Annotated in this window: 4 protein-coding genes and 2 tRNA genes; 5 read left to right on the top strand and 1 reads right to left on the bottom strand. The window is 69.4% G+C overall.

From position 1 onward, the window contains the following. On the bottom strand, nucleotides 1–2,287 hold a 2,287-nt coding region (locus tag ACX9I7_RS32250; protein WP_459389345.1), incomplete at its 3' end, for a sensor histidine kinase. A 497-nt stretch (nucleotides 2,288–2,784) separates the two neighbouring features. Here ACX9I7_RS32250 and ACX9I7_RS32245 point away from each other — a divergent pair. From ACX9I7_RS32245 to ACX9I7_RS32225, 5 genes are all read left to right on the top strand, one after another. Beyond that, nucleotides 2,785–2,988 carry a hypothetical protein gene (locus tag ACX9I7_RS32245; RefSeq protein ID WP_387565734.1) on the top strand — a complete coding sequence of 68 codons (204 nt, stop codon included), beginning with the start codon at nucleotides 2,785–2,787 and terminating at the stop codon, nucleotides 2,986–2,988. A 116-nt stretch (nucleotides 2,989–3,104) separates the two neighbouring features. Further along, complete coding sequence (locus ACX9I7_RS32240) at nucleotides 3,105–3,887, top strand: fumarylacetoacetate hydrolase family protein (protein WP_387565731.1); 783 nt, start codon at nucleotides 3,105–3,107, stop codon at nucleotides 3,885–3,887. Continuing rightward, nucleotides 3,880–5,355, top strand: coding sequence for a glutamate--tRNA ligase (gltX, locus tag ACX9I7_RS32235; RefSeq protein WP_387565728.1), 1,476 nt, complete (start codon nucleotides 3,880–3,882; stop codon nucleotides 5,353–5,355). Before ACX9I7_RS32240 ends, gltX begins: the two co-directional genes overlap by 8 nt. Nucleotides 5,356–5,577: 222 nt before the next feature. Further along, nucleotides 5,578–5,652: transfer RNA gene (locus ACX9I7_RS32230), tRNA-Gln, on the top strand. An 88-nt stretch (nucleotides 5,653–5,740) separates the two neighbouring features. Further along, nucleotides 5,741–5,813 (top strand) — tRNA-Glu (locus tag ACX9I7_RS32225). Nucleotides 5,814–5,834: the final 21 nt, after the last annotated feature.

Raw genomic sequence — 5,834 nt, 5'->3', positions numbered from 1 at the left:
CGGGGCGGCCGTCGGGGCCGGGGACGCCGGCGCGCGGAGAGGTGTCGAAGAGGCTGCCCGCGGCGGCACCGCCGCCGGGGCCACCGGGGCCGTTGTTGCCGCGCGGCACGATCGCCGGGCGCGGACCGCCGCCGGGCGGCGGCACCGGACGGCGCTGCTGGCCCGCGCCGGCGGCCGGGGCGCCACCGGGGCCGCCCTGGGCGCCGGGGGCCGGCTGCTTGTGGCCCTGGGCCACGTCGACCGGGAGCATGACGAGCGCGGTCGTGCCGCCGGAGTCGGACGGGCGGAGCTGGATGCGGATGCCGTGTCGCAGGGACAGGCGGCCGACCACGAACAGACCCATGCGCCGGGAGACGGAGACGTCCACGGTGGGCGGGGAGGCCAGCCGCTCGTTGATCGCCGCGAGGTCCTCGGGCGAGAGGCCGATGCCGGTGTCGTGGATCTCGACCAGCACCCGGCCGTCGGGCAGGGCGTGACCGGTGACCTTGACCTTGGTCTGCGGGGAGGAGAACGACGTCGCGTTCTCCAGCAGCTCGGCGAGGAGGTGGACGAGGTCGTTGACGACGCGGCCGGCGACCTCGGTCGGCGGGACGCCGCTGAGCTCGATGCGCTCGTACTGCTCCACCTCGGACGCGGCGGCGCGGAGGACGTCGACGAGCGGCACGGGCCGGGTCCACCGTCGGCCGGGCTCCTCACCCGCGAGGACGAGGAGGTTCTCACCGTTACGGCGCATACGGGTCGCGAGGTGGTCCAGGCGGAACAGCGAGGAGAGCTGGTCCGGGTCGGCCTCGCGGCTCTCGAGCTCGGAGATCAGGGACAGCTGACGCTGGATGAGGCCCTGGCTGCGACGCGAGAGGTTGGTGAACATCGCGTTGACGTTGCCACGGAGCAGGGCCTGCTCGGCGGCGAGGCGGACGGCTTCCTGGTGCACGTGGTCGAAGGCCTTGGCCACCTGGCCGATCTCGTCCCGGCTGTGCACACCGACGGACTCGACGGACGTGTCGACGTCCTGCGGGTCGGTCTCGGACAGCTGCTTGACGAGCTCGGGCAGCCGCTCCTGGGCGACCTTCTGGGCGGTGTCCTGCAGTCGCCGCAGCGACCGCACCATGGACCGGGCCACGACGAAGGCGCCGACGAGCGAGATGCCCAGAACGAGGACGATGAGGGCACCGTTGAGGATGGCTTCCTGGTTGGCCTCGTCACGAAGCTCCAGGGCCTTCTGGTCCATCTCGGACAGCAGCGTCTGCTCGATCTTCGCCATCTCTTCGAGCTTGACGCTGTCCTGGTCGTACCAGTCGCGGTAACTGGTCTTCTCGTTCTTCAGCGCGTCGGCGTTGTTGCCGAAGGCGCGCTCGGCGAACGTGTTGGCCGAGGTGACGTTGGTGTCGCCGCCGTTGAGGGCCTTCAGCAGGCTGGCGGAGTCACCGGCGCGGATGGCGGTGAAGCGGCGCAGGGCCTCTTCCTCGTTGTCCAGGGCCTGCTTGCCGTAGAGGTGGTCGTTGGCCGACAGGCCCGCGCCCTTGGGGTTGGCGAGCGCGGCGCTGAGGACCGCGCGCTGCATGGAGGCGTACTCCTTGGCGGAGGAGAACGACGCCAGCGCACGGGTCGAGGTGATCATGTCGCTGTTGCTGGTGGCCTGGGCCATGTCCTGGGACAGCGACAGCAGCGAGGTGATCAGCGCGTTGTAGCTGTTGACCGTCTGCGCGATGGACGAGTCCTGGTACGCGTTGCCGCGAATGGCCTTGATCTTGTCGAGCTGCTTGCTGATGTCGACAAGGGTGGTCCGGACACCGGTCATCGTCGGGTCGTTCGGCTTGACCTTCTGGGTCGTGCTCTTGAACGCCTCGATGGCCCGGTCGGCCTTCACCCGCGTCGCGACGATCTGGTCGTCCTTCGCGTTGTTGGTGATGATCGGGCCCGCCGACCGGTCGCGCTCCTCCTGGAGGGCGTCGGCGAGCTGGGTCGCCTTACCCGTCATCTCCGTGAGGAGCTTCATGTGGTCGAGCTGGTCGACGTTGATGAGAGCGTCGTCGATACGGAGGGCACCCAGTGTGGTGGCCGCGACGACGGGGAGGGCCAGCAGCGAGATCAGACGGGTGCTGATTCGCCAGTTGCGCAGGGCTATTCGCGAGCCCGGCCCCGTGGGACCACTCTTCTTCGGCTGTTCGGCGGCTTCGCCGCCGTTCGCCGTGTCGACCGGCGGGCCGGCGGGCGTGCCGCGGTCGGTCGCACCGCGCGGCTCCTGCTCCGCCGCAGCGCTGCCATCCCTCTTGAAACGTCCCTGCACTAGCGTCGCAACCTCTGGACCAGGCGTCCCACCGGTTTGAAGCGGAGGGACGGTGTCGAGTCGTGGGGGGACCGCGGTGCCCCCCTGGCGGTCCCCGGAATTCCAGCACAGTGCCGGATCTCCCAACAAGGCCGGTGGGGGTGCTGGCATAGGCCGTGACCCAGGGTGAGGGAAGCGGTGACGGACCGTAGAAGATTGTGTCCTTTATGCCGGACTTATTGTCATGAGTCGCACAGCCGACCTTGGAGGGCCCCGACTGTCCCAGTCGCCATGATCAAGAGCGGAACGTCAGGTTCAGCCCGGCAATGTCCGTTTCGTGGAGGCGTTATCGCTGTCCGGTATGCCGTATTTTTCGGGCTGTTCGTGAGCAAACTCACAAGGAACTCATGACTTGTCCCGCCAACGGCTGGGGATAGGCGCGCCGTAGCCTGGTCCTTTGCACAGGCGGCGAAAACGTCCAGTCAACGCCCCAGAGATCGATAACGCGAGGCCCCCAAGTGAAGACCGCACCGTCGGCTCGTCCGTCCCTGAAGACCGCCAACCCCCGTCGCACGACGCTCGCGCACCTGAAGGACGCCGAGTCGCTGCGCGTGGCCGACACCGACCGCCGTGAGCACGCCCTGGAGCTCCCCGCGGTCACCGCCAACCCGCGCCGCACGGTCCTGATGACCGCGCCCGTGGCGGCCGTCCCCGCGGAGTGACCCCGTCCGGCGGCTGACCCCGCCGGACCACGGCGGCGCACGGGTCGCGCACGCCCCCCGCGATAGCCTGGGGCGTCAGACTCCGGCCAAAGCAAGACAAGGGGAAGAAGCCTCCCGTGCGCATCGCCAGGTTCTCCATTGACGGAAACGTCGCGTTCGGCGTCGTGGAGGGGGACGCCTCCACCGAAGGCGGCCCCGTTCTCGACATCATCAAGGGGCACCCCTTCGCGGAATTCGAGCGCTCCGGGCAGAAGATCCCGCTGAGCAAGGTGCGGCTGCTGCCGCCCGTGCTGCCCAACAAGGTCGTCGCCGTCGGCCGCAACTACGCCGAGCACGCCGCGGAGCTGGGGAACGAGGTCCCCGAGGCGCCGCTGACCTTCTTCAAGCCCTCGACCGCCGTCATCGGCCCCGGCGACGCCATCGCCTACCCCTCCTTCTCCAGCGCCCTCCACCACGAGGCCGAGCTGGCCGTCGTCATCGGCCGCATGTGCCGGGAGGTCCCGCGCGAGCGCGTCAAGGACGTCATCCTCGGCTACACCTGCGCCAACGACGTCACCGCGCGCGACGTCCAGGAGCGCGAGAAGCAGTGGGCCCGGGCCAAGGGCTTCGACACCTCCTGCCCCCTCGGCCCCTGGGTCGAGACCGAGCTGGACCCGAGCGACCTCGGGATCATGTGCACGGTCAACGGCCAGCAGCGCCAGCTGGGCCGGACGAGCGACATGGTCCGCTCCATCGAGGACCTGATCGTCCACATCACCGAGGCGATGACGCTGCTCCCCGGCGACGTCGTCCTCACGGGCACCCCGGCCGGAGTCGGACCGCTCAACGTCGGCGACGAGGTCGCCGTCACCATCGAAGGCATCGGCACTCTCACCAACAAGGTGATCAAGCGTGGCTAACGCGAACGTCCGCGTACGTTTCTGTCCCTCGCCGACCGGCAACCCCCACGTGGGCCTGGTCCGCACCGCCCTGTTCAACTGGGCGTTCGCCCGCCACCACGGCGGCACCCTCGTCTTCCGCATCGAGGACACCGACGCGGCGCGCGACTCCGAGGAGTCGTACCAGCAGCTGCTGGACGCCATGCGCTGGCTGGGCCTCGACTGGGACGAGGGCCCCGAGGTGGGCGGCCCCCACGCGCCGTACCGCCAGTCGCAGCGCATGGACCTCTACAAGGACGTCGCCGCCAAGCTGCTCGACGCCGGCCACGCCTACCGCTGCTACTGCACCACCGAGGAGCTGGACGCCCGCCGCGAGGCCGCCCGCGCCGCCGGCAAGCCCTCCGGCTACGACGGCACCTGCCGCGAGCTCACCGCGGAGCAGAAGGAGGCGTACGAGCGCGAGGGCCGCGAGCCCATCGTCCGCTTCCGGATGCCCGACGAGCCGATCACCTTCACCGACCTGGTGCGCGGCGAGCTGACCTTCACCCCGGAGAACGTTCCGGACTACGGCATCGTCCGCGCCAACGGCGCCCCCCTCTACACGCTCGTCAACCCCGTCGACGACGCGCTGATGGAGATCACCCACGTGCTGCGCGGCGAGGACCTGCTGTCCTCCACCCCGCGCCAGATCGCCCTCTACAAGGCGCTCGCCGAGATCGGCGTCGGCAACGGCACCACCCCGTCCTTCGGCCACCTGCCCTACGTCATGGGCGAGGGCAACAAGAAGCTCTCCAAGCGCGACCCGCAGGCCTCCCTCAACCTCTACCGGGAGCGTGGCTTCCTCCGCGAGGGCCTGCTCAACTACCTCTCGCTGCTCGGCTGGTCCCTCTCCGCCGACCAGGACCTCTTCTCGATGGACGAGATGGTGGCGGCGTTCGACATCAAGGACGTCAACGCCAACCCGGCCCGCTTCGACCTCAAGAAGGCCGAGGCGATCAACGCCGACCACATCCGCCGCCTGGACGCGAAGGTGTTCGCCGAGGCATGCGAGCCCTGGCTGAAGGCCCCGCACGCCAACTGGGCCCCCGAGAACTTCGACCGGGCCGCCTGGGAGGCCATCGCCCCCCACGCCCAGACCCGGCTGACCGTCCTCTCCGACATCACGGCCAACGTCGACTTCCTCTTCCTGGACGAGCCCGTCGAGGACGAGGCGTCCTGGGCCAAGGCCATGAAGGAGGGCTCGGACGCCCTGCTGCGCACGGCCCGCGAGAAGCTCGCCGAGGCCGAGTGGAACGCGGACGCCCTCAAGGCCGCCGTCGTCGCGGCGGGCGAGGAGCACGGCCTGAAGCTCGGCAAGGCCCAGGCGCCCGTCCGTGTGGCCGTCACCGGCCGCACGGTCGGCCTCCCGCTCTTCGAGTCCCTCGAGGTGCTGGGCCGTGAGCGCACCCTGGCCCGCGTCGACGCCGCCCTGGCCAAGCTGGCCGGCTGACGCCCGTACGTCCCGCCACGAGGGGCCCGGCAGCCTTCGGTGAAGGCCGCCGGGCCCCTCGCGCACCGCGTGCGCACGGCCGCCCGGCCACCAGGCGGGTTATCGATTTTGGACCCCAGTCCACCTTCGGGTAATGTTCTTCCTGCGCCGCCCGAGAGGGCCGAGAGGCCGGAGCGGAGGGCGCGAGCCGAACAAGACCCCTTCCGGGGGGTGGAGTTACGGTGGGGTATGGTGTAATTGGCAGCACGAGTGATTCTGGTTCACTTAGTCTAGGTTCGAGTCCTGGTACCCCAGCCAAGAATTCTGAGAATTCTTCTTCGAAATTCTCTCGCAAAACCACTGATAAAGTGGGGTGCGAGTGGAAAAAAGTAGAAGCGCAGTGCTTGCCCCCGTTGTGTAGCGGCCTAGCACGCCGCCCTCTCAAGGCGGTAGCGCCGGTTCGAATCCGGTCGGGGGTACTGATTCCTGAAAGGGGTAAT

The sequence above is a fragment of the Streptomyces sp. L500 genome (genome assembly GCF_054551825.1).
The sequence above is the reverse complement of the archived record's forward strand: the minus strand, read 5'-3'. Positions and strand labels throughout refer to the sequence as shown.